This is a genomic window from Achromobacter sp. T5-5 (assembly GCF_055397965.1).
Genome location: NZ_AP027919.1, coordinates 1,694,883 through 1,719,837, shown reverse-complemented (window position 1 = coordinate 1,719,837; position 24,955 = coordinate 1,694,883). Strand labels below are relative to the sequence as shown.

General features: G+C 63.6%; 21 protein-coding genes and 3 rRNA genes. 10 read left to right on the top strand and 14 right to left on the bottom strand.

The features are described 5' to 3' along the window. Positions 1-77: 77 nt before the first annotated feature. Together ACZ50Q_RS07765 and ACZ50Q_RS07760 are read right to left on the bottom strand one after the other, a co-directional pair. A complete protein-coding gene (locus tag ACZ50Q_RS07765; protein WP_464081068.1) occupies positions 78-1,493 on the bottom strand; it encodes an amidase family protein in 1,416 nt (471 codons plus the stop codon). Between the two features lie 84 nt (positions 1,494-1,577). Then, complete coding sequence (locus tag ACZ50Q_RS07760) at positions 1,578-2,447, bottom strand: LysR family transcriptional regulator (RefSeq protein ID WP_076515547.1); 870 nt, start codon at positions 2,445-2,447, stop codon at positions 1,578-1,580. Between the two features lie 113 nt (positions 2,448-2,560). On the opposite strand from ACZ50Q_RS07760, the gene ACZ50Q_RS07755 reads away from it, so the two are divergent. The 4 genes from ACZ50Q_RS07755 (at position 2,561) to ACZ50Q_RS07740 (ending at position 5,937) form a co-directional block, all read left to right on the top strand. After that, positions 2,561-3,955, top strand: a complete 1,395-nt coding sequence (locus tag ACZ50Q_RS07755; protein ID WP_464081067.1) for an MFS transporter — start codon at positions 2,561-2,563, stop codon at positions 3,953-3,955. Positions 3,956-4,027: 72 nt separating this feature from the next. After that, the gene (locus tag ACZ50Q_RS07750) at positions 4,028-4,987 is read left to right on the top strand and encodes a 3-hydroxyacyl-CoA dehydrogenase NAD-binding domain-containing protein (RefSeq protein WP_464081066.1); all 960 of its coding nucleotides are present in this window, start codon (positions 4,028-4,030) and stop codon (positions 4,985-4,987) included. A 254-nt stretch (positions 4,988-5,241) separates the two neighbouring features. Further along, positions 5,242-5,514: a GNAT family N-acetyltransferase gene (locus ACZ50Q_RS07745; RefSeq protein WP_092582875.1), complete on the top strand. Its 273-nt coding sequence runs from the start codon at positions 5,242-5,244 to the stop codon at positions 5,512-5,514. A gap of 18 nt (positions 5,515-5,532) precedes the next feature. After that, the gene (locus ACZ50Q_RS07740) at positions 5,533-5,937 is read left to right on the top strand and encodes a YchJ family protein (protein ID WP_464081065.1); all 405 of its coding nucleotides are present in this window, start codon (positions 5,533-5,535) and stop codon (positions 5,935-5,937) included. 68 nt (positions 5,938-6,005) lie between these two features. Here ACZ50Q_RS07740 and ACZ50Q_RS07735 read toward each other — a convergent pair whose 3' ends face one another. Beyond that, a complete protein-coding gene (locus ACZ50Q_RS07735; protein ID WP_464081064.1) occupies positions 6,006-6,866 on the bottom strand; it encodes a LysR substrate-binding domain-containing protein in 861 nt (286 codons plus the stop codon). Between the two features lie 307 nt (positions 6,867-7,173). On the opposite strand from ACZ50Q_RS07735, the gene ACZ50Q_RS07730 reads away from it, so the two are divergent. Together ACZ50Q_RS07730 and ACZ50Q_RS07725 are read left to right on the top strand one after the other, a co-directional pair. Continuing rightward, positions 7,174-7,887: a haloacid dehalogenase type II gene (locus ACZ50Q_RS07730; protein ID WP_464081063.1), complete on the top strand. Its 714-nt coding sequence runs from the start codon at positions 7,174-7,176 to the stop codon at positions 7,885-7,887. Positions 7,888-7,921: 34 nt separating this feature from the next. Next, a complete protein-coding gene (locus ACZ50Q_RS07725) occupies positions 7,922-8,668 on the top strand; it encodes an aldolase (RefSeq protein WP_464081062.1) in 747 nt (248 codons plus the stop codon). Between the two features lie 173 nt (positions 8,669-8,841). On the opposite strand, the gene rrf is transcribed toward ACZ50Q_RS07725, so the two are convergent. The 4 genes from rrf to ACZ50Q_RS07705 all read right to left on the bottom strand — a co-directional run bounded on the left by rrf (position 8,842) and on the right by ACZ50Q_RS07705 (position 15,047). Further along, positions 8,842-8,954 (bottom strand): 5S ribosomal RNA (rrf, locus tag ACZ50Q_RS07720). Between the two features lie 199 nt (positions 8,955-9,153). After that, positions 9,154-12,038: ribosomal RNA gene (locus ACZ50Q_RS07715) — 23S ribosomal RNA — on the bottom strand. A 342-nt stretch (positions 12,039-12,380) separates the two neighbouring features. Beyond that, positions 12,381-13,911 (bottom strand): 16S ribosomal RNA (locus tag ACZ50Q_RS07710). The 16S, 23S and 5S rRNA genes sit together here, the layout of an rRNA operon. A gap of 839 nt (positions 13,912-14,750) precedes the next feature. Further along, positions 14,751-15,047: a hypothetical protein gene (locus ACZ50Q_RS07705; protein WP_254791983.1), complete on the bottom strand. Its 297-nt coding sequence runs from the start codon at positions 15,045-15,047 to the stop codon at positions 14,751-14,753. Positions 15,048-15,193: 146 nt separating this feature from the next. On the opposite strand from ACZ50Q_RS07705, the gene ACZ50Q_RS07700 reads away from it, so the two are divergent. Then, the gene (locus ACZ50Q_RS07700) at positions 15,194-16,117 is read left to right on the top strand and encodes a LysR substrate-binding domain-containing protein (protein WP_464081061.1); all 924 of its coding nucleotides are present in this window, start codon (positions 15,194-15,196) and stop codon (positions 16,115-16,117) included. 87 nt (positions 16,118-16,204) lie between these two features. On the opposite strand, the gene ACZ50Q_RS07695 is transcribed toward ACZ50Q_RS07700, so the two are convergent. Beyond that, on the bottom strand, positions 16,205-17,722 hold the full coding sequence (locus ACZ50Q_RS07695; RefSeq protein WP_464081060.1) for an acetyl-CoA hydrolase/transferase family protein: 1,518 nt from the start codon (positions 17,720-17,722) through the stop codon (positions 16,205-16,207). A gap of 245 nt (positions 17,723-17,967) precedes the next feature. Between ACZ50Q_RS07695 and ACZ50Q_RS07690 the strand changes: the two genes are divergently transcribed. Then, positions 17,968-18,894, top strand: a complete 927-nt coding sequence (locus tag ACZ50Q_RS07690; protein ID WP_464081059.1) for a LysR family transcriptional regulator — start codon at positions 17,968-17,970, stop codon at positions 18,892-18,894. Here the strand turns inward: ACZ50Q_RS07690 and ACZ50Q_RS07685 are convergent. Further along, complete coding sequence (locus ACZ50Q_RS07685) at positions 18,886-19,122, bottom strand: hypothetical protein (RefSeq protein ID WP_464081058.1); 237 nt, start codon at positions 19,120-19,122, stop codon at positions 18,886-18,888. The two genes, ACZ50Q_RS07690 and ACZ50Q_RS07685, sit on opposite strands and share 9 nt — an antisense overlap. Here ACZ50Q_RS07685 and ACZ50Q_RS07680 point away from each other — a divergent pair. Continuing rightward, the gene (locus ACZ50Q_RS07680; RefSeq protein ID WP_464081057.1) at positions 19,121-21,535 is read left to right on the top strand and encodes a DUF3772 domain-containing protein; all 2,415 of its coding nucleotides are present in this window, start codon (positions 19,121-19,123) and stop codon (positions 21,533-21,535) included. The genes ACZ50Q_RS07685 and ACZ50Q_RS07680 overlap by 2 nt on opposite strands. Before the next feature lie 31 nt (positions 21,536-21,566). Here the strand turns inward: ACZ50Q_RS07680 and ACZ50Q_RS07675 are convergent, their stop codons facing one another. The 3 genes from ACZ50Q_RS07675 to ACZ50Q_RS07665 form a co-directional block, all read right to left on the bottom strand. Further along, positions 21,567-22,247: a hypothetical protein gene (locus tag ACZ50Q_RS07675; protein WP_464081056.1), complete on the bottom strand. Its 681-nt coding sequence runs from the start codon at positions 22,245-22,247 to the stop codon at positions 21,567-21,569. Between the two features lie 44 nt (positions 22,248-22,291). After that, a complete protein-coding gene (locus ACZ50Q_RS07670; protein WP_076515568.1) occupies positions 22,292-22,768 on the bottom strand; it encodes a hypothetical protein in 477 nt (158 codons plus the stop codon). Positions 22,769-23,171: 403 nt separating this feature from the next. Continuing rightward, positions 23,172-23,564: a hypothetical protein gene (locus ACZ50Q_RS07665; protein WP_231952186.1), complete on the bottom strand. Its 393-nt coding sequence runs from the start codon at positions 23,562-23,564 to the stop codon at positions 23,172-23,174. 97 nt (positions 23,565-23,661) lie between these two features. On the opposite strand from ACZ50Q_RS07665, the gene ACZ50Q_RS07660 reads away from it, so the two are divergent. Then, the gene (locus ACZ50Q_RS07660; protein WP_076515572.1) at positions 23,662-23,952 is read left to right on the top strand and encodes an antibiotic biosynthesis monooxygenase family protein; all 291 of its coding nucleotides are present in this window, start codon (positions 23,662-23,664) and stop codon (positions 23,950-23,952) included. A gap of 76 nt (positions 23,953-24,028) precedes the next feature. On the opposite strand, the gene ACZ50Q_RS07655 is transcribed toward ACZ50Q_RS07660, so the two are convergent. Both ACZ50Q_RS07655 and ACZ50Q_RS07650 read right to left on the bottom strand, forming a co-directional pair. Then, on the bottom strand, positions 24,029-24,640 hold the full coding sequence (locus tag ACZ50Q_RS07655) for a 3'-5' exonuclease (RefSeq protein ID WP_464081055.1): 612 nt from the start codon (positions 24,638-24,640) through the stop codon (positions 24,029-24,031). A 4-nt stretch (positions 24,641-24,644) separates the two neighbouring features. Next, positions 24,645-24,869 (bottom strand): DUF1653 domain-containing protein, encoded by a 225-nt coding sequence (locus ACZ50Q_RS07650; protein WP_076515574.1) that lies wholly within the window; start codon positions 24,867-24,869, stop codon positions 24,645-24,647. Between the last annotated feature and the right edge of the window lie 86 nt (positions 24,870-24,955).

Genomic DNA, 24,955 nt, shown 5'->3' with positions numbered 1-24,955 from the left:
GCCCGGTGTCTGCGGCCGGTTGACGGCGCGCAGCCCGCGGCCGGCAGGCTAACGGCTCGCCGCCTGCGGCCAACCGGCTAGCGGGACGCGGGCTCGGCGATGCTGACCGGCTCGCCGCCCGCCTCGATGATTTCTCCCACCGCCAGGCACAGATCCTCGCGGAACCGACCCGCCACCACCTGCACGCCCACCGGGCTGGGACCCGCGCTGCTCATTGCGCTGCCCATGGCCACGGACAAGCCGGGCAGTCCCATGAACGGCAAGCCGATCTGGGTCATCTGCGCGCGCCAGACGCGCGCGTAGGCCGCATCCCCCTGCAGGTCGAGCTGGTCCGGGAAAGGCAATTCGGCCGACACCGGCAGCAGCAACACCGGGTATTCGGCGAAGAACACCTCCCACATGCGCGTCAGCGTCGCCCGGCGCGTCAGCACCGCCGAAAAGCTCGCCAGGTCAGCGTTCGCCGCCCTGTCACGCTGGCCGGCCAGCGCCACCCGCGCACCGGGATCGCCTTCTTTTTCGGCGGCCGCGACCATCGCGTCGTAGCCGTCGGCCATCCACATCCGAATCTGCAGATCGGCCGCCTCCTGCATCGGTGGGGTCGCGTCCAGCGTATCGACCGTCCAGCCCGCATCGCTCAGCCGCCGCGCCGCTTCCTGCAGCGCCTTCACGATGGCGGGCTCGGTCTCCAGGCCGTCCGGATTCAGGCACAGCGCCGCCCGCCGGGGCACCTCCGCGCCCATCAGCGGAGCCGGCACCCACCAGGGATCGCGCGGGTCGGCAGCCGCCAGCGCGGCCAGCCCCAGCCGCACGTCGGCAATGGTGCGCCCCAGAGGCCCCGACACCGCCGTGATCTGTCCGCCGATCGAGCGCTCGGGCAGCGAGGCGTTGTACGCCGCCACCCGTCCCAGCGAGGGGCGCAGACCGTGCACACCGCAGGCGTAGGCGGGGTAGCGGATCGAGCCGGCAATATCGGTGCCGTGCGCCAGATGCCCGATGCCCGCGGCCACCGCCGACGCGGCGCCGCCGGACGAGCCGCCCGGGGTCAGCGCCGGATTGCGGGGATTGCGGGTGTCGCCATGCAAGACATTGCTGGTGAACCAACGCAGCGAAAACGCGGGCGTATTCGTGCGCCCCAGGATCACAGCGCCTGCACGCCGCAAATTGTCGACGACGGGACTGTTGCTGTTGGCGATCAGGTCTTTCTGCAGGCCCACGCCGTTGGTCGTGGCAAAGCCGGCCTGATCCACGTTGACCTTCACCGTGACGGGCACGCCCGCCAACATGCCGGGATCTTCCCCACGCGCCAGGGCGGCATCCACCCCGGCCGCCTGGGCCAGCACGTCTTCCGGACGATGGTCCACCACCGCATTGATGGCGGGATTGACGGCATCGAGCCGCCGCAGCGCGCTTTGCGCGGCCTGGACGGCGGAGACTTCACGCTTGCGCACAAGGGCGGCAAGCTCAACTGCGGACAAACGCCAAAGATCGGTCACGCGCAACTCCTGGGGTCGTGGGTTTTCCTGCAAGCAGGCAAACCTTAGCGCCAGTCGCCCAAGCCCACAAGCCGCCGCGCGACGCTATTCGCTTTCCTCGAACACCTGGACGATCGCGTCGGCCACCGCCCGCACCCGCGCTGTGCGGTTCAGGTCGCCGTGCATCACCAGCCACAGGTCGTAGCTTTCGCTGCGGCTCGGCCAGATGCGCACCAGGTCGGGATAGTCCGGCGCCATGTGGGTAGGCAGTTCGCCGATGCCCAGCCCCGCCACCACGGCGTCGATGATCATCAACCCGGAATTGACCTCGATGCCGATGCGGCCATTGCGGGTCGGCTCGCCGCACAGCGAGTCAGACCAGCCCGGCAGCACCGCCTGCTGATAGGCGACCAGGGTATGCCCCGCGAACGCCGTGCCGGGCTTGGGCTCACCGTGCGCATCCAGGTAGGCGCGTGACGCATACAGCCCGACCTCCTTGCGCGCCAGGTGGCGATGGATGAGGTCCGGATTGTCGGGCTTGACGTTGCGGATCGCCAGGTCCGCTTCGCGGCGCGTCAGGTTGCTGATCTGGATGCCGGTGGACAGCACCATCCGGATGTCGGGATGCTCGGCATGGACTCGACGGATGGCCTCCATGAGGAAGTAACGGGCCACCGTTTCGGAGGACGCGACGCGCACGGCCCCCGACAGGCGGTGGTCCAGCCCCTGCATCTGGCGCTGGAGCTGATCGGCCGCCAGCTCCATGCGCTCGGCCGCGGCGAAGGCCAGCTCCCCCGCCGCGGTGGGCACGTAGCCGCCGGGCGTGCGCAGGAAAAGGCGCGCGTCCAGCGAGGCCTCCAGCGCCGCCAGGCGCCTGCCCGCGGTGGCCTGGTCGATCTGCAGCACCGCCGCCGCGCCGCGCAGCGTCCCCACCCGGTAAATCGCCAGGAAGATCCTGGCGTTGTCCCAATCCATGCGCCGTCCTTGATGCAATTTTGCATGACTATAAAGCAATTATTCGGCTTTTTTGCATCATAGAAAACGCCTAATCTTCACCCCTCGCAAGCCGCCCGCAAACGCATCCCATCATGTCCTCCGCCTGCCGCCCCGCCCCTACCCTGAACGCCCCGCCCGCCGCCGCCGGCTGGCTGCCCCTGGTCACCCTGGCCATCGGATTCGTCATGGCCATGCTGGACGTGACGGTCGTCAACGTGGCGCTCCCCAGCATTGCGCTCCAATTCACGGTGCCGCTGACCGACCTGGTCTGGATCGTGGACGGCTACACGCTGACGTTCGCCGCGCTGCTGCTGCTGGCCGGCGCGCTGGCCGACCGCTACGGCGCCAAGACGCTCTACCTGACCGGCCTGGGTGTGTTCACCGGCGCGTCGCTGCTCTGCGGATTGGCGCCCGACGCCGACACCCTGATCGCCGCCCGCATGCTGCAAGGCGTCGGCGCCGCGCTCTTCATGCCCAGCTCGCTCAGCCTGCTCGCGCACGCCTATGACGATGAACACGTGCGCAATCGCATGCTGGCGGCCTGGTCCGCCATCGTGGCGGTCGCGGGCGCGTCCGGCCCGCTGCTGGGCGGCGTGCTGATCCATCAATTCGGGTGGCGCGGCATCTTCCTCATCAACATTCCGCTGGGCCTGGCCGGCATGTGGCTTGCCCGTCGACGCATCGCGGCCGCGCCTCGCCGTCCGCGCGCGCTCAATCCCCTGAGCCACGCGCTCGGCGTCGTGGCGCTGGCTGCGCTGTGCTTTGCGCTGATCCAGGGCAATGCCTACGGCTGGACCTCGCCGCCCATCGCCGCCACGGCGCTCCTGTGTGGTCTCGCCACGGCACTCCTCGTGCGGCGCGAACGCCGGCACGCCGAACCGATCATCCCGCGCGCGCTGTTCGCCACCTCCCAATTTGCCGCCGCCAACGGCGTCGGCTTTCTCATCAACCTGGCGGCGTACGGCCAGTTGTTCCTGCTGAGTCTCTTCCTGCAGCATGCGCGCGGTGCCGACGCGCTGCAGACGGGCATCGAGCTCGTGCCGATGCTGGCCGTGTTTTCCATTGGCAACCTCATCTCGGGCCGCGTATCGGCGCGCTGGAACCTGCCGGCGTCGCTGCTGGGCGGCGTATCGCTCGCGGCGGCGATGAGCGCAATCGGCATGCTCGCCTTCTCTCCCGACGTTGCCTACTGGCCCTTCACGCTCGTCGTCGCCCTGGCCAACCTGGGCGTCGGCATCGCCGTGCCCGCCATGACCAGCATCGTCATGCAGGTGTCCGGCAAGCACCACGCCAACAGCGCCGCGGCGGCCCTGAATGCCAACCGCCAATCCGGCGCACTGGTCGGCGTCGCGGTGATGGGCACCCTCCTGCACCTGCTGCCGGACTGGCGCGCCAGCCTGCCCGCGGCCTATGCCGTGATCACGGCCAGCTACGCGTTCACGGTCGCGCTGGCATGGCGCCACCTTCGACGGGCCCGCAACGCCTGACGCTCGCCGGCCTGCATGGCAAGGGCCACGGGTTTGCTTCACAATGACGCAAACCCGAACAAGGAGACCTGCATGTCCAGCCCTGCCGCGACCAGCCCTGACTCGTCCCGCTCCATCCGCCGCGTCGCCATCGTCGGCGCCGGCACCATCGGCGCCAGTTGGGCGGCGCTGTTTCTCGCGCAGGGCCTGGAAGTCGTGGTCAGCGATCCCGGCCCGCACGCGCAGGGGCAGACCATCGCGCGCGTGCAGGCGGCATGGCCGGTCCTGACCGAGCTGGGGCATGTCCGGGCGGGCGCCACGCCCGACGCGCTACGCTTTGAACCCGATCTGGAAGCGGCATTGGCCGGGGTGGACTTCGTGCAGGAAAACGCGCCGGAGCGTGAAGACTTCAAAACCGACCTCTTCGCGCGCATGGACGCCGTGCTGCCCCCGCACGTGATCGTCGCATCCAGTTCGTCCGGCCTCATCATGAGCCGGCTGCAATCGCGCTGCCGCCATCCGGAGCGATTCGTCATCGGCCATCCCTTCAACCCGCCCCATCTGATTCCGCTCGTGGAGGTGGTGGGCGGCGACCAGACCTCTGCGCAGACGATGGACCGCGCCATCGACTTCTACCGCAGCATGGGCAAGCATCCCATCCGGCTGAACAAAGAAGTGCCTGGCCATATCGCCAACCGCCTGCAAGCGGCGTTGTGGCGCGAAGCCATCCACCTCGCCGCCGAAAATGTCGCCAGCGTCGCGGACATCGACGCCGCCGTATCGCAAGGCCCGGGCCTGCGCTGGGCGCTCTTCGGACCGCACATGACATTCAACCTGGGCGGCGGCGAAGGCGGGATGGCGCATTTCATGCACCACTTGCTCGGTCCGGTGCAGACCTGGTGGGATGACCTCGGCGCGCCCGACGTCACGCCCGACCTGCAGCAACGCCTCATCGAGGGCGTCAACGCCGAGGCCGGCCATCGCAGCATCGCCGATCTCGTCGAGACACGCGACGCGCAGCTCACGGCGCTGATCAAGACCTTGCGGCGCTGACCAAGATCTTGCGGTATTGATCCAGACCTTGCGCCGATGACCGCTCCTGGACCGCGGCGCTGTTATCCTGGAACGCGGGACTGGCTGCATCCGCCGAGGTACGGCAGCATGTTGCGAAGCCCAGGTGCCGGCTTGGGCCCGATTGCCGTGGTCCCGCGCCGTGGTCCCGTGCCGTGGTCCCAAGGTGCCACGTCCCGGGACCTGACGCCACTTTCCCGGACCTTGCCTCATTTTCAACCAAGGAATGTTCTCGAATGATCTCCGTGACTCACGACACCGAACGCTCCCGCTTCACCGCCACCGTCGACGGCGTGCTGTGCGTGCTGGACTATCAACTGCAGGACGGCGCCATGGCCATCACGCACACCGGCGTGCCCAGTGCGGTGGGCGGACGCGGCATCGCCGCCGAGTTGACGCGCCAGGCGCTGCTCACCGCGCGCACGAACGGCTGGAAGGTGCGTCCCTATTGCTCTTACGCCGACGCCTACATCCGTCGCCATCCCGAATACGCCGACCTGCTGGCCTGATCACACCGCCCATCCCCCGTGTCCAAGCAACCCAGCCCTTCCAAGACGCCCTGCCCTTGCGGCCGGCCCGCGGCCTATCCCGACTGCTGCGGCCGCTGGCATGACGGCCCGCAGGCGTTGCAAGCGCCCACCGCCGAAGCCCTGATGCGCTCGCGCTACAGCGCGTTCGTCATGGACAAGCTCCCCTACCTGCTTGCCACCTGGCATCCCAGCACACGTCCGGCCTCGCTCGACCCCAATCCCCCCGGCCTGAAATGGCTGGGCCTCGACATCAAGGCAGCCGCCAGCCAGGATGCGGACCACGCCACCGTCGAATTCGTCGCCAGAAGCCGCCTGGACGGACGCGCCAGCCGCATGCACGAGACCAGCCGTTTCGTGCGCGAAGGCGGGCAGTGGTTCTACGTGGACGGCGACCTGCGCTGATCCCCGCCCGCCAGGCATCGCGCGACGCCCTCATGCCCCGATGTCGGAGCCGATAGCTTGAGTCCCCGTCATCCCCGGACGTCAGGGCCGATGGCTTGCTCGAGCGCGGCGATCAGATCCTGCTCTACCGCGCCGAAAGCGCGCGTATCGCCCACAATCGCCAATTCCGTAGGCGGCACCGCCGCGAATCCGTCCGCCTCACCCAATTCGCGGTGCGACGCCAGGCGCGCGAATGCCGGCAACAGGCTCACCCCCAGTCCCGCCGCCACCGCCGCTTGCACACCGGCAAGACTATGGCTGAGATACGCAATGTGCCAAGGCCGGCCTGCGCTTTCCAGCGCGTAGATCATGCGTTTTCGATAGATACAGCCCTGCGGAAACAAGACCAGCGGCACAGGCCCCGATTCCCCGTTCCGCCGCCGGCCGTCCACCCAGACCAGCCGTTCCGGCCACGCCGCCAGGCAGGCCCCGTCCCCCGGTTCGCGCTTGACCAGCGCCAGATGCAGGTCCCCGGACGCCAACCCGGCGCGCAGCTCCGCGCTCATGCCACTCACGGTCTCAAGCCGCACCTCCTCATGGCTGGCGGCAAACTCGGCCAGCAGCACGGTCAGGCGCGACACGTCAAAATCCTCCGGTACCCCCAACCGCAGCACGCGCGCGGAGCGCGGCGCAGAAAACACATGCTCCGCTTCGCCCGCAATGGCGAGCAGCCGCCGGGCATAAGCCAGCATGAGCTCGCCGTCTTCGGTGACAGACACATTTCCACCGGCGCGGTCGCGCAGCAGCAGCGTCTTGCCGACGCTTTGCTCCAGCTTGCGCACCTGCTGGCTGACTGTCGACTGCGTGCGATGCACACGCCGGGCAGCCCGCGTGAAACTGCCCTCTTCGACGACGCAGACCAGCGTTTTCAGGAGTTCAAGGTCCAACATCGGCTTTCGTAGATTAGGTTTCGTGGATCGGGATTCGGGATTCGGGATTCGGGATTCGGGATTCGGGATTCGGGATTCGGGATTCGGGAATTGGATTTGGAGTCGGGCTCGCCGTCGGCGTCGGAACTCGGAACTCGGAACTCGGAACTCGGAACTCGTGGTCGACCATGCCACCACAAGCAGAACGACATTCCTCCCTGCCGAACCGATATCTAAAAATCCACTAAGAAGAATCCAATTATTAATTTTACAACTACAGCCTGGAATCTTACGCTGAAGGATCAACCCATACCCTCGAGGAACTGACATGCCGCTGGATCAACTCCCCCGCCCGCAATGGCTCACGTTCGACTGCTACGGCACCCTCATTCAGTGGGACGAAGGTCTGCAATCTGCCGTGGCGCGGATCCTGGCCGCCCATCCGGGCTCGACACCGCCACCCACCGCTGCGCAGTTCCTGCACGTATACGATGCGCACGAACACCGGCTGGAACGCACCCCGCCCTACCGCCGCTTCGCGGATGTCACGCGCGAATCGCTACGCCTGACCATGGAGCACTTTAGCCTGGCCTACCGGCCCGAAGACGCCGAAACGCTCACCGGCAGCATTTCGCGCATGCCTCCCTTTCCCGAAGTGGTGGCCACGCTCGCCACGCTCAAGCAGGCCGGCTTTCGCCTTTGCATCATCTCCAATACGGACGACGACATCATTGCCGGCAATGTCGCGCAGTTGGGCGGACATATCGACCGGGTCATCACTGCCCAACAAGCCCAAGCCTATAAACCGGCGCGCGCCATCTTCGACCACGCTCACGCCGAACTGGGCGTCACCCGCGATGAGGTCGTGCACATCTGCGCCAGCCCGCACCTGGATCTGGCCGCCGCCCGCGACCTCGGGTTTCGCTGCATCTGGATCGACCGCGGCACCGGCCGCAAACCCTTGCCTGACTACCAGCCGGACGCTACCGTAGCGACTCTGGATCGCGTCCCCGGCCTTTTTCAAGAAGCCGGGTGGCTTTGATCCCCCCTATTCCACTCTTAGCTCAAAGGCTGCCATGAACCAGGAACCCCGCTTTGCCGAAGCGCTCTTCCATGCCGACACCGTCGCCGCATTGCGGGCCGATCTGGCCCTGGCCCTGCGCGCCGCCGCGGCCCACGGCCTCGGCGAAGGCGTCTGCAACCATTTCAGCGTCGCCTTGCCCGGCGACCCCGACCATTTCCTGCTGAATCCGCGCGGCCTGATGTGGAACGAGGTCCAGGCAGACGACATCGTGCTGGTCGACGCGCACGGCAACAAACTCGCCGGCCGGCACGAGATCGAACCGACCGCCATGTTCATCCACGCCGCCATCCACCGCATCGCCGGCAAGGCCTGCGTCCTGCACACACACATGCCGTACGCCACCGCCCTCACGCTCACCAGCGACCGGGGATTGGACACCACCCTGTCCCAGAACGCGATGCGCTTTCATGGCCGCCTCGCCATCGACGAGCACTACAACGGCCTGGCGCTCGACGTCTCCGAAGGCGAGCGCATTGCACGCGCCATGCAGGGCGCCGACATCGTATTCCTGGGCAACCATGGCGTCGTCGTCTGCGGCGAACGCATCGATCATGCCTACGACGATCTCTTCTTCCTGGAGCGCGCCTGTACCGCCCAGGTCCTGGCGCAATCCACGGGCCGACCACTGGTGCCCGTCAATCCCGAGCTTGCTTCCAAGGTCGCCGCCCAAATCCAGAGCGAACGCCTGCAATCCGAACTGTTCTTCCAGGCCCTGCGCCGCCAACTACCTGAACAGTAAATACCCACGCCCCAGCGGAGCCAAAGTATTGCCCTCGATGGGTTGACGTCTACCGATCCCCCCAAAAACAAAACCCCTCGCGGCGCAAGCCGCGAGGGGTTCAATCAATCAATTCACTCTGCACAAAAAACAAACCCCCGCAGGGTATTCCTACGGGGGTTTGCACAATAAAAGCCTGACGATGACCTACTTTCACAGACGTCCGTCCACTATCATCGGCGCAAAGGCGTTTCACTGTCCTGTTCGGGATGGGAAGGAGTGGTACCACCTTGCTATGGTCGTCAGGCGTAACGGGTTGAGCGGTTGCGGGTTAGGCAACGGCTCCAATCTTGGAAGAAGCGCAACGTGTGGTGGTCAGAGCTTGGGCTCGATGATCACGCACAGTGGGTGTAATTGGTGTTGGCTGGCTGCTGACGGGGCAGCCAGTAATTTGTATTGAACGACACTTGGAACGCTATACACCAGGTCATAACCATCAGTGTTATAGGATCAAGCCTCACGGGCAATTAGTATCGGTTAGCTTAACGCATTACTGCGCTTCCACACCCGACCTATCAACGTCCTGGTCTCGAACGACCCTTCAGGGGGATCAAGTCCCCGGGATACCTAATCTTCAGACGAGTTTCCCGCTTAGATGCCTTCAGCGGTTATCTCTTCCGTACTTAGCTACCCGGCAATGCCATTGGCATGACAACCGGTACACCAGAGGTACGTCCACTCCGGTCCTCTCGTACTAGGAGCAGGCTCCGTCAAGTATCCAACGCCCACGGCAGATAGGGACCAAACTGTCTCACGACGTTTTAAACCCAGCTCACGTACCTCTTTAAATGGCGAACAGCCATACCCTTGGGACCGGCTACAGCCCCAGGATGAGATGAGCCGACATCGAGGTGCCAAACACCGCCGTCGATATGAACTCTTGGGCGGTATCAGCCTGTTATCCCCAGAGTACCTTTTATCCGTTGAGCGATGGCCCTTCCATTCAGAACCACCGGATCACTATGTCCTGCTTTCGCACCTGTTCGACTTGTCAGTCTCACAGTCAAGCACGCTTATGCCATTGCACTATCAGCACGATTTCCGACCGTACCTAGCGTACCTTCGAACTCCTCCGTTACACTTTGGGAGGAGACCGCCCCAGTCAAACTGCCCACCATGCACTGTCCCCGATCCGGATAACGGACCAAGGTTAGAACCGCAAACAAACCAGGGTGGTATTTCAAGGATGGCTCCACGTGATCTGGCGACCACGCTTCAAAGCCTCCCACCTATCCTACACAGGCCGGTTCACAGTCCAATGCAAAGCTACAGTAAAGGTTCATGGGGTCTTTCCGTCTAGCCGCGGGTAGATTGCATCATCACAAACACTTCAACTTCGCTGAGTCTCAGGAGGAGACAGTGTGGCCATCGTTACGCCATTCGTGCAGGTCGGAACTTACCCGACAAGGAATTTCGCTACCTTAGGACCGTTATAGTTACGGCCGCCGTTTACCGGGGCTTCGATCAAGAGCTTGCACCCCATCACTTAACCTTCCGGCACCGGGCAGGCGTCACACCCTATACGTCGACTTTCGTCTTTGCAGAGTGCTGTGTTTTTAATAAACAGTCGCAGCCACCGATTCTCTGCGACCCCATCATGCTAAGCGCGCAGGCGCTTCACACTACCGGGGTATACCTTCTCCCGAAGTTACGGTATCAATTTGCCGAGTTCCTTCTCCTGAGTTCTCTCAAGCGCCTTGGAATATTCATCCCGTCCACCTGTGTCGGTTTGCGGTACGGTCTCGTACAGCTGAAGCTTAGAGGCTTTTCTTGGAACCACTTCCAATCACTTCGCAAGCAATGCTCGCTCGTGCCATACCCTTGATTTACGCGCCCGGATTTGCCTAAGCGCCATCTTCGATGCAGCAACAGGGACATCCAACACCCTGATGATCTTCCGCGATCCGTCCCCCCATCGCACTGTACGACGGTGCTGGAATATTAACCAGCTTCCCATCAGCTACGCATCTCTGCCTCGCCTTAGGGGCCGACTCACCCTGCGCCGATGAACGTTGCGCAGGAAACCTTGGACTTACGGCGAGGGGGCTTTTCACCCCCTTTATCGCTACTCATGTCAGCATTCGCACTTCTGATACCTCCAGCAGCCTTTACAAGCCACCTTCGCAGGCTTACAGAACGCTCTCCTACCGCGTGCACTAAAAGTGCACACCCGCAGCTTCGGTTTATCGCTTAGCCCCGTTACATCTTCCGCGCAGGACGACTCGATCAGTGAGCTATTACGCTTTCTTTAAAGGATGGCTGCTTCTAAGCCAACCTCCTGACTGTCTATGCCTTCCCACTTCGTTTCCCACTTAGCGATAATTCGGGACCTTAGCTGGCGGTCTGGGTTGTTTCCCTCTTGAGTCCGGACGTTAGCACCCGGTGCTCTGTCTCCCAAGCTGTACTTGCGGGTATTCGGAGTTTGCCATAGTTTGGTAAGTCGCCATGACCCCCTAGCTATAACAGTGCTCTACCCCCCGCAGTAATACTTGAGGCACTACCTAAATAGTTTTCGGAGAGAACCAGCTATTTCCAGATTTGTTTAGCCTTTCACCCCTATCCACAGCTCATCCCCTAATTTTTCAACATTAGTGGGTTCGGTCCTCCAGCACGTGTTACCGTGCCTTCAACCTGGCCATGGATAGATCATCTGGTTTCGGGTCTACACCCAGCGACTGAATCGCCTTATTCGGACTCGCTTTCGCTACGGCTTCCCTATTCGGTTAACCTTGCCACTGAATGTAAGTCGCTGACCCATTATACAAAAGGTACGCAGTCACCCCACAAGGAGGCTCCTACTGTTTGTATGCATACGGTTTCAGGATCTATTTCACTCCCCTTCCGGGGTTCTTTTCGCCTTTCCCTCACGGTACTGGTTCACTATCGGTCGATCACGAGTATTTAGCCTTGGAGGATGGTCCCCCCATCTTCAAACAGGATTTCACGTGTCCCGCCCTACTTGTCTTACGCTTAGTTCCACACACAAAATTTCATCTACAGGGCTATCACCTGCTACGGCCGGACTTTCCATTCCGTTCGATTATCTTGCGTGCTAAAACGTAAAGGCTCTTCCGATTTCGCTCGCCACTACTTTCGGAATCTCGGTTGATTTCTTTTCCTCGAGCTACTGAGATGTTTCAGTTCACCCGGTTCGCTTCCACTAGCCTATGTATTCAGCTAGGGATACCGCATTGCTGCGGTGGGTTTCCCCATTCGGATATCTGCGGATCAAAGCTTGTTTGCCAGCTCCCCGCAGCTTTTCGCAGGCTACTACGTCCTTCATCGCCTGTGATCGCCAAGGCATCCACCATATGCACTTAGTCGCTTGATCCTATAACGCTGTAGGCTATAGGACCTGAGTATTAGCGTTTGTGCCGTTCATAAGTTTCAAAGCAGTCTGAGGTTATTCACCCCAGTCTTGAGAACTTGGAACAAAATTAATGCAATCACAACCCGTGCCCATCTTCATCAGCAACGCTGATTACTTGATGAACACATTTTCGTTGTGCTTCTTCCAGATTGTTAAAGAACAAATGTAGCTGTTGGGTAAAACCCAACTGATAGCGCTGCAAGCAGCGCTATCAGTTAGTTTCTACGCTGCGCCAAACACATGACGCCAGCTACAACAAACAACCGATAAGAGTGGACGCTTAACACGAGCACGTAAGCTCTGAAAGGAGGTGATCCAGCCGCACCTTCCGATACGGCTACCTTGTTACGACTTCACCCCAGTCATGAATCCTACCGTGGTAATCGCCCTCCTTGCGGTTAGGCTAACTACTTCTGGTAAAACCCACTCCCATGGTGTGACGGGCGGTGTGTACAAGACCCGGGAACGTATTCACCGCGACATGCTGATCCGCGATTACTAGCGATTCCGACTTCACGCAGTCGAGTTGCAGACTGCGATCCGGACTACGATCGGGTTTCTGGGATTGGCTCCCCCTCGCGGGTTGGCGACCCTCTGTCCCGACCATTGTATGACGTGTGAAGCCCTACCCATAAGGGCCATGAGGACTTGACGTCATCCCCACCTTCCTCCGGTTTGTCACCGGCAGTCTCATTAGAGTGCCCTTTCGTAGCAACTAATGACAAGGGTTGCGCTCGTTGCGGGACTTAACCCAACATCTCACGACACGAGCTGACGACAGCCATGCAGCACCTGTGTTCCGGTTCTCTTGCGAGCACTGCCAAATCTCTTCGGCATTCCAGACATGTCAAGGGTAGGTAAGGTTTTTCGCGTTGCATCGAATTAATCCACATCATCCACCGCTTGTGCGGGTCCCCGTCAATTCCTTTGAGTTTTAATCTTGCGACCGTACTCCCCAGGCGGTCAACTTCACGCGTTAGCTGCGCTACCAAGGCCCGAAGGCCCCAACAGCTAGTTGACATCGTTTAGGGCGTGGACTACCAGGGTATCTAATCCTGTTTGCTCCCCACGCTTTCGTGCATGAGCGTCAGTGTTATCCCAGGAGGCTGCCTTCGCCATCGGTGTTCCTCCGCATATCTACGCATTTCACTGCTACACGCGGAATTCCACCTCCCTCTGACACACTCTAGCTCGGTAGTTAAAAATGCAGTTCCAAAGTTAAGCTCTGGGATTTCACATCTTTCTTTCCGAACCGCCTGCGCACGCTTTACGCCCAGTAATTCCGATTAACGCTTGCACCCTACGTATTACCGCGGCTGCTGGCACGTAGTTAGCCGGTGCTTATTCTGCAGGTACCGTCAGTTTCCCGGGGTATTATCCCGGGACGTTTCTTTCCTGCCAAAAGTGCTTTACAACCCGAAGGCCTTCATCGCACACGCGGGATGGCTGGATCAGGGTTTCCCCCATTGTCCAAAATTCCCCACTGCTGCCTCCCGTAGGAGTCTGGGCCGTGTCTCAGTCCCAGTGTGGCTGGTCGTCCTCTCAAACCAGCTACGGATCGTCGCCTTGGTGAGCCGTTACCCCACCAACTAGCTAATCCGATATCGGCCGCTCTAATAGTGCAAGGTCTTGCGATCCCCTGCTTTCCCCCGAAGGGCGTATGCGGTATTAGCTACGCTTTCGCGTAGTTATCCCCCGCTACTAGGCACGTTCCGATACATTACTCACCCGTTCGCCACTCGCCACCAGACCGAAGTCCGTGCTGCCGTTCGACTTGCATGTGTAAGGCATCCCGCTAGCGTTCAATCTGAGCCAGGATCAAACTCTTCAGTTTAATCTCTGTATTTGTTTCGTATTCTTGGTCTGTCTTGGCTTACGCCAATTCAAACCAGGTCATACGTCGCTACTCAAAGGAAGTGAGGTATGTTCTTAAACTTGACGTCTAAGGTACTTCACTTCTAGTGAGCACTTGATTTCTTGTGCTTGCGATTAAGGCCGAAACCCAAATCGCTGCACTCGCATCAAGCGCCCACACTTATCGGTTGTTTAATTGTTAAAGAGCGGGTGCTGCTAAATTCTGTACTGCTTCTGCTTTCAACTTCGGCTAACTTCGCTTTTGCGTCGTCGCTGTCGTTGCAGCAGAGAAACGAGATTATGAAGAAGTTTTTATCGCTTGTCAAGTCAGCGCCGTTTTTAACTTCGCTTTCTTGCCGCGACCTCTTCAGGCCTCGCCAGGACTTTCGCCCTGCCTTAGCGGCTATCGAAATATCAGGGTAAACCCTAAATTTTCGGCAACTGCCAAGCCCAAGACTATAGCACAATTTTTGCAGATCTTGCAACTGGCTTCTGCCTGATTTGCGTCGATCCTTGCAATAACCGCTTGGCGTTCATGACTGATTGCCTTCGCGGCAGGCGGTGGTGGGTTGCCCCGTCCGCCTGTTGCACTTGCTTGGCTTCGCGGCTCAGAACTGCGTGAACTGCGAAGGAGCGAGACTATAGCACAAATTTTCTGGCTGTCATGTGCGTGTCGCAAATTGCCTGAGTGGCTGGGTGCGTTTGGGCGGCGTGCGCTGCCCGTTCTCCATCGCTCTCTATATATAAGAGGGATAACAGGGCAACTGGCAGCGACCGCTGCGCGTAGTTGGGTTCGGGGGGCCACAACGCGCAGAGGAGTCACCAGCGAATGTAGTCGGCGTTGCGCAGGCGTTCCAGTTGCCGGCGCACGATCGATTCATTGATCAGCCATGGCGGCGCGCCGACATCTTCGAGCAGGCGTGGTTCGATGTCCACGGCGAGATTGCGGATCCGGGCTGCGTTGCGGTGTTGGCGGTACGCTTGCCAAAGTCGGGAGAGGAGGCTTTGGTCGGGCGCGTGCATTGACGCGAGTACGGCCGGATCCGGCGACGTGGGCTTGGGCATCGAGGCCGTCGAACCCAAGGGGGATGACGCCAAAAATGGTTGCGCGGTCATAACGGGCTCCTTTGCAATTCCGTTTTGGTAAGAGTATTCGCCCAATGTCGCGCTGAAAATCCAATTGTTTTGGCGCGATCGGTAAGCTACGATGACCAAACCGATCCCGGTCCGGATTGCCAGATAGAAACGAATGAAGGTTCGCCGTGCGATTACCCCTTAATACCCTCCCTGCCTTTCGCGTCGTGGCCGAGTTGCAGAACCTGCGCGCCGCGGCGGAACGGCTGCATCTGACGCACAGTGCGGTCAGCCAGCAGATCAAAGTGCTGGAGGAACAGCTTGGCTTTCCCTTGTTCGAACGCAGCGGGCGCGGCATCGTGCTGAATTCCGCGGGCGCTGCGCTGTTGTGCAGCGTGCAAGGCGCGATGGCGCTGCTCGATGAGGGACTGATGGCGGCGAACGCGGCGGCGACGGGCAGCGAGCAGCGGCTTCGGGTGTCGGTGCTGCCGTCGTTCGCACAACGCTGGCTGTTGCCCCGCATGGCGCGCTGGCGCGCCCGGCATCCGGGCGTGGCGTTGGAGATCGAGACGTCCCAGAACGTGGTGGATCTGTTGCGGGACGGCTTTCATGCGGCGCTGCGGTTTGGCCGCGGACCGTGGGCCGGGGTGGAGTCGGAGCCGCTCTTTGACGTGCCGTTGCCGCTGATCGTTCTGGCGTCGCCGGAGACGATGGCCGCCCTGCCCGACGATACGCCCGCAACGCTGGCGCGCCAGCCTTTGCTGGGCGAGCGGGAGTTATGGCAGCACTGGTTCACCGCGGCGGGGTTTCCCACACCGGTCACGCCTGTCGCGTCTTTCAATGATGCGGGAATGATGTTGCAGGCCGCCGAACAGGGATTGGGCATCACCTTGGGTCGGCAACTGCTGGCGGCGGACGCGCTGTGCGCGGGGAGGCTGGTGCAGGTGTCGCCCGTCACCGTGCAGTATGAGCTGGCGCAGACCTATCACCTGGTTTATCTGCCCAGTCTGCGCGACTGGGCCCCGCTTGCCGCATTCAAGCAGTGGCTGCGGGACGAGCTGGAGATGTCGCGGCAGACGCTGGTGACAGGGAAACCCGAAAGCGAGGCTTAGGCCTGGGATTGGGCAAAAAAAAGTAAGGCAGCTTGCGGCGGCCTTACCCAAATCAAAACGCGGCGGCAGTAAACCTTCAAGCGTGCGTCAGGCCGCTTTGCGCGCGGATGCGGCGACCGGCTGCATCGAATCCGTTTCGTTGAAGCGCTGGTGCCAGGAGAAGGCTTCTTCCAGCAGGTGCGGCGTCTGGCCGCCGCGTTCGCAGGCGCGGTCGAAATAGTCTTGCAGCGCGTCCCGGTACGACGGATGCACGCAGTGCTGGATGATGGCCCGCGCCCGCTCGCGAGGCGCGAGGCCCCGCAGGTCGGCCAGGCCGCATTCGGTCACCAGCACGTCGACGTCGTGCTCGGTGTGATCCACATGGGACACCATCGGCACCACGCTGGAGATGTCGCCGTTCTTGGCCATGGACTTCGAGACGAAGATCGCAAGATGGGCGTTGCGGGCGAAATCGCCGGAACCGCCGATGCCGTTCATCATGTGCGTGCCGCCGACGTGCGTCGAATTCACATTGCCGTAGATATCGAATTCCAGCGCCGTGTTGATGGCGATGATGCCCAGCCGGCGCACGATCTCGGGCGCGTTGCTGATTTCCTGCGGGCGCAGCACGATGCGTTGGCGATAGTGCTCCATGTTCGCGAGGATCTTTTCGTAGACGGGCTTGGACACCGTGATGGACGACGCCGAAGCGAAGGCCAGCTTGCCCTGGTCGAGCAACTCGATGGCGCTGTCCTGCAGGACTTCGGAGTACATCGTCAGGTTCTCGAAACCGGACGATTCGAAGCCGTGCAGCACCGCGTTGGCGATGGTGCCGATGCCTGCCTGCAAGGGCAGCAGCGCATTGGTCAGGCGCCCGGCGGTCACCTCGCGGCGCAGGAAGTCGTTGATGTGCCCCGCGATCGCGTTGGTCTCGGCGTCGGGCGGCAGCGCGTTGGACGGGCTGTCGGGTTCCTGCGTGACGACGATGGCGGCGATCCTGGCGGGGTCGACCTGGATGCAGGGCTGACCGATGCGCTGGTCCACCGACACCAGGCCGATGGGCTGGCGCGTGGGGCGATCGCCCGGGATGTAGATGTCATGCAGCCCTTCGATCTCCGCGGGCACGCTCATGTTCAGCTCCACGATGATCTTGTCCGCCTGCTGCACGAAGGACGCGGAATTGCCCACCGACATCGTCGGCACGATGGCGCCGGACTCGGTGATGGCGGCGGCCTCGATGATGGCCACGTTGATCGGGCCGAGGTGGCCCGCGCGCAACTGTTCCACCGTCTCCGAGAGGTGCTGGTCGATGAAGGCGATTTCGCCCTGGTTGATCTTGCGGCGCAGGGTCGTGTCGACCTGGAACGGCAGGCGGCGAGCCAGCGCGTTGGCCTGCGCGAGCAGCTTGTCGGTGTCGTGGCCGAGCGAAGCGCCGGTGATCAGCGTGATGGACAAGGGTTCGCGCTCGGCGCGGGCCGCCAGCGCGGCCGGCACGGACTTACAGTCGCCGGCCCGGGTGAAGCCGCTCATTCCAACGGTCATTCCGTCCTGAACCAGTAGCGCCGCCTGTTCGGCGGACGTGATCCTGGCGTGCAGCTCAGGGTTGCGAATACGGTCCAGATGCATGGTGTCTCCAAATTCAAAGGCCTGCGGCTTGCGGCCGGGCGCGGCGTTGCCGCCTTGAGCGCCCGGGCACCGTCTGACGCGGCGTTTCCCGAGGTCCCACGGGCCGCGGATACGGACGGTGGGACGATTTTTCGGCAGTATAGGAAGGCGGGCTCAAATCTCGTAATGACTTAAAATCATCCAAATAAGTCGTTTTTTTCATCATTTGATTTTTTCTCGCGCAATGCGCGAAGGACCGCCCCGACATGGATGTGCGCGCGTTGCGGTATTTCGTGGAAACCGTCAGGCATGCCAGCTTCACGCAGGCCGCCAAAGCCCTGTTCGTCACGCAATCCACCGTGAGCAAAATGATCCGGCAACTGGAGGAGGAAGCCGGCACCCCGCTGCTGATCCGAGACGGGCATACCGCGCGCCCCACCGACACGGGCCGGGTCATGTACCTGCGCGGCCTGCAAGTGCTGGAGACGATGCGGCAGCTTTCGGAAGAACTGCGCCAGACCGCTGAACTCGGCCGCGGGTCGCTGGAGGTCGGCATCCCGCCAATGATCAATCTGCTGTTCACGCCGGTGGTCAAGCGATTCCGCGAGTTGCATCCGGGGATTCATCTGACGCTGCGCGAAGGTACCGGCCCGGCGGTGGAGAGCCTGGTGGCCAGCGGGGAACTGGAGATCGGAGCCACCATCCTGCCCGTCGCACCCGATGGCGGGCTGGCCGCGCAGGCGTTCGGCAGCTACCCGATCTGGGTGATCGGGCCGCCCGACGCGCCATGGGCCGGAAAGACGTCGCTGCCCTTGAGCGCGCTGCGCGAGGCGCGGCTGCTGATACCCACCGACGACTTCGCCATCACGCGCCGCTTGCGCCAGGCATTTGCAGACGCGGGCTTTCAGCCGGGCATTGCCGCGCAGAGCGCGCATTGGGATTTCCTGGTGGCGATGGCGTCGGCCGGACTGGGCGTGGCCCTGCTGCCCGAGCCGCTGATGCAGCGGATGAAGACCCGTGGCCTCAGCACCGCCAAGCTGGCCAAGTCCGGCATGCAATGGGAAGTGGGACATATCTGGCTGCAGTCGGGCTACCTGTCCTTTGCGGCCCGGGCGTGGCTGGAGGTGTGCGACGCCGTGCTGGGCAAGCCCCGGCATCGGGCCGCGCGCGGTTCCCAACGCCCATCAAGTTGAATCCAAACGTTGGCCGCGTAAACAGGGGTTGCGCAGGCGGGCATGGCCTGCCGCGCGGCGGGCGGTGTCGTGGTAATCCGCCCCCGTTTTATCGGCCTGCGGGCTCGGCCATTGGAGCGCGTCCGCCAGCCTGAAAATACAGGGACACAACACCAGTTTTTGTTGCAACGCGCAGGCCGGGGCCTTGCTATGCTGCCGCCTCGACGCGAGCCACTCGTCCAGGACCATGATCCCGACAACGCCTTCTTTGCTTACGCGCGCCCGCCCGGTCCGCGCCCCCAACCTGGCGGCGCTGCTTGCAGCGCTGCTGCTGGCGTTCTGCTTTCTGCCCGCCTTCGCGGCGCCGCCCGCCACGCCGGTCGATACCGAGGCCGTGCTTGCCGCCGCGCGCAAGCAGATCGACGATATCCGCAAGCAGATTCCCGACGTCACCGACGATGCCGTCCTCCTCAAACAGCGCGGGGAGGCCTTGGATATCCAGTCCAAGGCGGACGCCGCCACGGAGGCGCTGACGCCGCAACTGGCCAGCGTGACGGCGCGGCTGAGCGAATTGGGCACGCCGCCGGAGGGCGCCAAGGAAGCGCCCGACGTGGCGGCGCAGCGGGCGCAGCTTGAAAAGAACAGCCGCGCGCTGGACGCGCAGCTCAAGCTGGCCAGGCTGCTGTCGGTGGACGCCGGCCAGACGGCGGAGCAGATCTCGGCGCAGCGACGCAAGCAGTTCCAGGCCCGCCTTGGCGAACGGCGCGATTCCTTTCTGTCCGGCCAGTTCTGGGCCGAGTTCCGCCAGGAGTTTCCGCGCGACCTGCAGCGGCTGGAAGCGCTGCGCAGTAACCTGTCGACCGCAGTGGGACAGACGCCCAAGTGGGGCTGGCTGCTGCTGGCCGCTGCCGCCGGCCTGGCGATTGCGCTGCGCGTGTGGGTAGGCCGATACCTGCTGCGATTGACCGCGACGCGCGTGCCGCCAGGGCGCCTGCGCCGCTCCTTCCTGGCGGTGGCGCTCGTGGCGCTGTCGGTCGCCACGCCGGGCGTGATCGCCCTGCTGATCCAGGCCGGCCTGGACTGGAGATCGCAGCTGTCGGATCGCACCGATTCCCTGGTGACCAACCTGGTGGCCACGGTCTGTTTCGGCGGCTTCGTCTCCGGGATGGGCTATGCGCTGCTGTCCACCCATAGACCTACCTGGCGCTTGCCCCCCGTCAGCGACATCGTGGCGAACCGGCTGCGCTGGCTGCCCGGCGCGCTGGGCGTGCTGGTGGTGCTGATCTGGCTTGCCGAGGGGCTGCCGGTCCTGTTGGACGCAAGCCTGACGACGACGATCACGTTGACGGGCATGGTCGCCGTGCTGAGCATGGCGATGCTGGCCGCCGTGCTGGCGATCAGCCGCCGCCTGCGCCGCCAGGTCATGCAGGACAGCGAGACGCCGGTGCCGTTGTGGGTTTCCCTGATGCTGGCCGCCGTCTGGACCGTGCTGATCGTCAGCCTTGCGAGCCTGCTGGCGGGCTACGTGGCGTTTGGCAGTTTCCTGGTCAAGCAGGTGCTGTGGGTGCTGATCGTGCTGGCATCGGCGTATCTGGCCTCGACGCTGATCGAGGATGGTTTCAGCACGCTGCTGGGCACCTCGCACCGCGAGGGCGGCGACGGCGAAGGGCCCAGCATGCGCGACCAGGCGGCGGTGCTGCTGTCGGGCCTGGGGCGCGTGGCGATCGCGCTGCTTGCCATCACCCTGGTGCTGGCGCCGTTCGGCGAGGCGCCGATGGACCTGGTGCAGCGCTTCGACCAGCTCCGCAAGGGCCTGGCCATCGGCGAGGCGCAGATCCGGCCCGGCGCGGTGCTGCAGGCCCTGATCGTGCTGGCGCTCTCGCTGCTGGGCGTGAAGATGCTCAAGCGCTGGCTGTCCCACCGCTACCTTCCGACGACGGAGCTGGACCCGGGAATGCAGCTGTCGGCGGCGACGCTGTTCGGCTATGGCGGGTTCGTGGTGGCGGTGGCGCTGTCGCTTTCGGCCGCGGGTATCGGCCTGGAGCGCGTGGCCTGGATCGCCAGCGCGCTGTCGGTGGGTATCGGCTTTGGCTTGCAGGCCGTCGTGCAGAACTTCGTGTCGGGCCTGATCCTTCTGGCGGAGCGTCCGGTGAAGGTCGGCGACTGGGTGTCGCTGGGCGGCGTCGAAGGCGACATCCTGCGCATCAATGTGCGCGCCACCGAGATCCAGATGGGCGACCGGTCCACGGTGATCGTGCCCAATTCCGAATTCGTGACCAAGACGGTGCGCAACGTCACGCGGTCCAATCCGCTGGGCCTGGTGCAGATCAAGCTGCCCATGCCCCTGTCCACGGACGCCGAACGGGTGCGCGAACTGATGCGGCAGGCCTTTGCGGATCACGAGGACGTGCTGGAGTCGCCGGCGCCCGACGTATTTCTGGACGGTATCGACGCCGGCCATCTGATCTTCAACGCAAGGGGCTACGTGTCGTCCCCCCGCGCGGCGTATGGCGTGCGCAGCGCGTTGCTGTTCACGGTGCTAAAGCGCCTGGACGAAGCCGGGCTGGAGGTATCGTCTCCGCCCACGATGCTGCTCGCGACGGCGCCGGAACCCGCGCAGGCGCCTGCCCCCGCGGCGGTTCCGCCGCCCGCCACGACCTAGGCCCCCGCGGGACCGCCGGCGTCTCGCTTCCTTAGCCTGGCGTATACAGGTCTGCGAACTGCTGCCGTTCCAGGCGCGGATTACGCAGGGGCGGCGCGGTCAGCGCCGCGCTGCGCGCGGACACGACGGGAGCGCCCTGGGCCAGGGGCGCCTGGGGTTGCGCGGGCGCGGAGCGCGCCGTCTGTATCGGCGGCGGCGCGACCTGTGCCACGGCCCCGCTGTCGAACCGGTGGTCCGCCGTCGTCAGGGCGGGGTTGGTGCACAGCCCCTGCGCCACCAGCGCCGCCTTGGTGCGGTCGTCGGTCTGGCACAGGATGTCGATGGCCGCCGTCTCCAGCCGCCGCGAGCGGTCCGCGTCCTTGGTGGACGCCGCCGCCTGCATGGTGCGCTCGAAATTGCGGCGCAAGCTGCATTTCTGGTCTTCGATCGGAATCGCGACATTCATCCCGAAGCCCACCACGGAGCCGCCGCCGCCGGCGGACACCATGCAGCTGTCGGAAGAGAACGAGCCGTAGAAGCTTTGGCCGCCCACGGGCGGCGCGCTGCGCAAGGTGCTGGTGCCGCTGTTGCTGGAGTTCAGTGTGATGCCCTGGTTATTGCCCGCGTTGGTCGCGCCGGACGACGCCGATGTCGTGGAGCTGGATGTACTGGTCTGCGCCCCGGCCGACGCGGCGACGAGCGACAGGGAGATGGCTAAAACAATGGTCTTCATGATGTCCCCTCGCCCGGACGGCCGAAGCCGTCCGGATAATTGGGTCAGCGATTGAACCCGCCGACATGGCCCACCGAGCCGATGCCGTGTATCGACCCGAAAGCGCCGATATTCGCCGCGTGGAACGTTCCTGTCGCCGACGCGCTCGTTTCCGTGCTGCCGAATGTTGCCCCGCCATTGGCGATGCTGTCGCCGACCATGATGGGCGCGTTGCCCGAGACATGGCCGTAGGACTCGCTGTTGGCGTATTGGCGCGTGCTGGTCACCACTTGCGTGCCGTCGCGACTGAAGCTTCCGCCGACCTCCGCGATGCCGCCCGTGCTGCCGAACGACGTCTGGCTCGACGAGCCGTAGCCGTTGACCTGGGTGGCCACCACGGAGCTGCCTGACGAGATGGATGTGGCGGTGCCGTTGATGGCGCCGGCATGCCCGGTGATCGAGCCTCCTACCTGACCCGGGCCGGTGGCGTAGGCCGATGCGGCAAACAATGACAACGCGGCGACTGCTGCGAGCTTTTTCATTTGAGCTCCTCCTGATCCGTCTGCACGGATGCACAGGTGCCGGAGACCGACCGGCGCGGACCGTTACTTCCCCGTGGGCTGCGCCCTTTCAGGGCGAGGCGCATGGGACTTTCGTAGTGGTACGGAATGATTGCGCCGCGGTAGGCAGATCGGTATCGGTTAAACGAACGACCGGGTCTTTCTGGAGGATGGACTCGCGCATGACACGAACCTGAAAGCGTAGAACGCGGCCCTGCCTGGCCCGTCGTATGGCCGAGGCGGGCGGCATGACAACCCCGCCTTGCAGCCAGGGCTTCAACTCAACGGATGGGACGATGCGTCCTACGCTCGCGCGTGATGCCTAACGCGCAAGGCGGAGGCACAGGACGCGCAGCGGCTGCACGGAAAGCCCGCGCCGCGGCGGTCAGCCGCCCGCGCGTTCCCGTGCAATGCGCAGCAGCCAACCGGTCTCGCGGCGGGCGAGCATCAGGTCGACGGCCACCAGGACCAGAAGGAATCCGCACTCGGCAAGTTCCAGATTGGCCAGCACCTGGTAGCTGGCCAAGAGCGCCATGCCGCAGACGCCGGCCAGATGCGCGGGCCAGGCCGGCGGCAGGCCCCGTTCGTCCCAGGGAGCGCCGCGCCGCAGACATAGCCAGGCGACGAGCGGCAGGCTGAGCATCGACAGCGGAATGTAGATGGCGATGGCAGACAGCAGCACGTCAACCCCGAATTGCGTGTGCAGGAACAACGACATCAAGGCGATGCCGCCCACGCCGATGTACCAGAACAGGCGAACGGCAATGAGACGAGTCAAGGTGACGGCTCTGTGATTCATCGGTGGGGATGGAAACGGAAATTTCGGCCATACTACTCCCGGCCCTGCCCGCCCCCCTTCAATTGGAGACAAAGCCATGATTCAGGAGATTGCCAGCATCCACGTCCGCGAAGGACAGGAAGCGCTGTTCGAAGCCGGTGTTGCCCAGGCCAAGCCGCTCTTTCTGCGCGCCAAGGGATGCCACGGCATGGAACTGTACCGCAGCATCGAGCAACCCCAGCGCTACACGCTGGTGGTGCAGTGGGAAACCGTGGAGAACCACATGGTGGATTTCCGCGAATCGGCCGACTTCCAGGAATGGCGCAAGCTGGTGGGCGGCTTTTTCGTCGAACCGCCCCAAGTGCATCACGAACAGCAAGTGATCTGACGCAGCGCGCCAGCCCGGGCGCACGCCTGGGGTGGCGCCATCGCGGCGGTTCGTCAGGCGCGGGTATTGATCCCCATCACGCCGCGGCCAGACGCGCGCTGGCCGCCAGCGCCACCGCGACCGTGGTGCGCACGTCGGCCAAGGCCCGGTGCGTCGGCTGCGACGCGCCCACGTGCCGCGCCAGGATATCCAGCTTGTGCGATGGCAATTCCGGCCATGCGCGGCGCGCCAACGCGAGCGTGCAATGGGTGGCGTTGGCGAACGGCAGGCCCGTCTGGAGGGCCGCCGCACCGAGAAAGCGCCGGTCGAACGACGCGTTATGGAAGAACACCGGCAGGTCTTCCACGAACGCCAGAAAGGCCGAAAAGGCCTGCGCCACGGGCACGCCGTCCCGATCGACCTCGGCCTGCGTGATGCCGGTGAGCCGGGATATGAAAGACGGGACGCGGCCGCAGGTGCGCACCACTTGCGTGTATTCGCGTTCCAGCGTGCCGCCCGCGCCGACCCTTACTGCGGCGAATTCCAGGATTTCGCAGCTTGCGGTCGACAGGCCGGTGGTTTCCAGGTCGGCGACGACGAAGGGGCCGCCGAGCGCCTGCAGCGCCTGCGTCAAGGCGGCCTGGGCGCGCGGGGCAAGCCGGGCGGGCGCGGCGTCGTTGGCGCGCGGCCGCCTGAAGAAATAGGTCATGGGCCTACTCCGCGGGATGCAGGGCGGCAAAGCGCGGCGAGCCATCGGCAAGCTGGCCGAAAAACAGCTCGGCCGGGCGCACCCACATACCGCGCGCGTGAGGCCACAGATGCTCGTACACCACCATGGATTCCTCGGTTTCGGAATGGCGGGCGGTGCCGATGTATCGGTACAGCCCGCCCTTGTAGTGGCGGTGCGAGGCAAGGGCGAGGGCTTCGGATTCGGTCATGACGTTTACGGCAGAGGGCATGGCCCGCGGCGCATTTCGCTGGCGCGGACGGGGTCGTTACGGACAATGCCGTCTTTATAGCGCAC

Bases quoted from the DNA above. Each gene is read 5' to 3' on its own strand.
- ACZ50Q_RS07680 (WP_464081057.1), top strand. From the start codon at position 19,121: ATGATCCCGACAACGCCTTCTTTGCTTACGCGCGCCCGCCCGGTCCGC.
- ACZ50Q_RS07730 (WP_464081063.1), top strand. From the start codon at position 7,174: ATGCCGCTGGATCAACTCCCCCGCCCGCAATGGCTCACGTTCGACTGC.
- ACZ50Q_RS07655 (WP_464081055.1), bottom strand. From the start codon at position 24,640: ATGACCTATTTCTTCAGGCGGCCGCGCGCCAACGACGCCGCGCCCGCC.
- ACZ50Q_RS07675 (WP_464081056.1), bottom strand. From the start codon at position 22,247: ATGAAGACCATTGTTTTAGCCATCTCCCTGTCGCTCGTCGCCGCGTCG.
- ACZ50Q_RS07725 (WP_464081062.1), top strand. From the start codon at position 7,922: ATGAACCAGGAACCCCGCTTTGCCGAAGCGCTCTTCCATGCCGACACC.
- ACZ50Q_RS07690 (WP_464081059.1), top strand. From the start codon at position 17,968: ATGGATGTGCGCGCGTTGCGGTATTTCGTGGAAACCGTCAGGCATGCC.
- ACZ50Q_RS07650 (WP_076515574.1), bottom strand. From the start codon at position 24,869: ATGACCGAATCCGAAGCCCTCGCCCTTGCCTCGCACCGCCACTACAAG.
- ACZ50Q_RS07695 (WP_464081060.1), bottom strand. From the start codon at position 17,722: ATGCATCTGGACCGTATTCGCAACCCTGAGCTGCACGCCAGGATCACG.
- ACZ50Q_RS07670 (WP_076515568.1), bottom strand. From the start codon at position 22,768: ATGAAAAAGCTCGCAGCAGTCGCCGCGTTGTCATTGTTTGCCGCATCG.
- ACZ50Q_RS07705 (WP_254791983.1), bottom strand. From the start codon at position 15,047: ATGACCGCGCAACCATTTTTGGCGTCATCCCCCTTGGGTTCGACGGCC.
- ACZ50Q_RS07735 (WP_464081064.1), bottom strand. From the start codon at position 6,866: ATGTTGGACCTTGAACTCCTGAAAACGCTGGTCTGCGTCGTCGAAGAG.
- ACZ50Q_RS07685 (WP_464081058.1), bottom strand. From the start codon at position 19,122: ATGGTCCTGGACGAGTGGCTCGCGTCGAGGCGGCAGCATAGCAAGGCC.
- ACZ50Q_RS07660 (WP_076515572.1), top strand. From the start codon at position 23,662: ATGATTCAGGAGATTGCCAGCATCCACGTCCGCGAAGGACAGGAAGCG.
- ACZ50Q_RS07745 (WP_092582875.1), top strand. From the start codon at position 5,242: ATGATCTCCGTGACTCACGACACCGAACGCTCCCGCTTCACCGCCACC.
- ACZ50Q_RS07750 (WP_464081066.1), top strand. From the start codon at position 4,028: ATGTCCAGCCCTGCCGCGACCAGCCCTGACTCGTCCCGCTCCATCCGC.
- ACZ50Q_RS07755 (WP_464081067.1), top strand. From the start codon at position 2,561: ATGTCCTCCGCCTGCCGCCCCGCCCCTACCCTGAACGCCCCGCCCGCC.
- ACZ50Q_RS07760 (WP_076515547.1), bottom strand. From the start codon at position 2,447: ATGGATTGGGACAACGCCAGGATCTTCCTGGCGATTTACCGGGTGGGG.